The sequence below is a fragment of the Alcanivorax sp. HI0044 genome, from assembly GCF_001634945.1.
The window spans coordinates 1-1,265 of the sequence record NZ_LWEZ01001545.1; the positions used below are offsets into that span (position 1 = coordinate 1).

At 58.9% G+C, this 1,265-nt stretch carries 1 protein-coding gene; it reads right to left on the reverse strand.

The window, feature by feature from the left end; genetic code table 11:
* A partial coding sequence (locus A3730_RS23300) for a transglutaminase family protein (RefSeq protein ID WP_231884024.1) occupies nt 1–1,081 on the reverse strand: 1,081 nt, incomplete at its 3' end.
* Nucleotides 1,082–1,265 lie beyond the last annotated feature (184 nt).

The following is a 1,265-nucleotide window of genomic DNA, read 5'->3' on the forward strand; positions in this document are numbered from 1 at the left end:
TCACCTGATCGGCAGGCATTTGTACGGTACCGAACGTGTAGCGGGCAGGGATGTTGGCGGCACGGAGCAAGGCAACCAGCAAGCTGGCTGTGTCGTAGGCATTGCCCTTACCGTGTTGCAGGGTGTAATCCGCGCCCTGGATGGAACCATGGCTGGGAATAAACTCGATATTATTGCGAACCCACTGGTAGATTGCCACTGGGTCGTGATCCAGCGCCTCCGCCTTCGCACGGACGGCATCGGTGAGCTGGGCATCCAGGGTGGCGGCCAGGTCCTCTTCCGTGGGGCCTCCGGGTTGTCCGAGCATGTCAGGGGTAATGACGTTACTGGCCAGTTGCACGCCACGTTCGAATAGGGGAAGCGCATTCCTGGCGCTTAATTCTCTGGCGGTGGTGGACGGCTCCGGTGTCAGGTTCGGGTCCGGGGTGCCCCATGGCAAGTTGTTCGGGTCAAAAGGGTCACGGGGCTTTTCCAGGGTGAAGCTGTCCATCCACTCTTTCAGCGACGCCGCTGCGTCCTGCTGCTCCTGCAGACTCTCTGCTTCCAGCATGGCCGCCATCCGAACTTGCATGGTCTGGTAACGTTCCCGGTATTGTTGACGAGCCTCGGCGTGCCGCTGCTGAATTTTCTCTGGCAACTGCTTCTCCCGCAGCCGCTTGCCGGTGGCATCAAATTCTTTCAGCGCCTGCTGATGCAGATGCTCGGCCCGCCCAGCCAACCAGCTCAGGTCATCAACGCCTTCCAGCGTCAGCTGGCTCAGCCCTATGGCCGAAAGCATGTTATCCAGCATACCCCCTTCCTTGGCCAAACGCTGGTCAATCAGCGCCTTACGGTCACGGACTCTGTCACGAACATGCTTTAGCACCTGATCCAGATGTTGGTTCTTCGCTTCCCAGCGGGCCTGCTCGGCAATGTCCTTCTGCCGCTCTACTTCCAGTGCGACTGCCCAGGATGGCCAGATCACCCCGTTGAGCAACAACAGCACTGCCGCCATCGCAACGGTGCGGGCAAATCGGCCGGACTCACGGATTTTCTCCATGGCTGGCGCGCCTACGTTATGCACCTTTTCCCTATGCTCCATGAGTCCATTCCCCCGTAACATACACTTAGCCTCGATTCTTGTTCCGTTCATAACCCTCTCGCCCCAATTACCGATTCAAGGCCCAAATTGCCCAATCCAGATTTTCGCGTAGCAATGGCGCATCCGGGTGACTTGAGCCTGCCAGGGCCGATGTGGCTTTCAGGGCTTTCTTGATGGCCAGGGC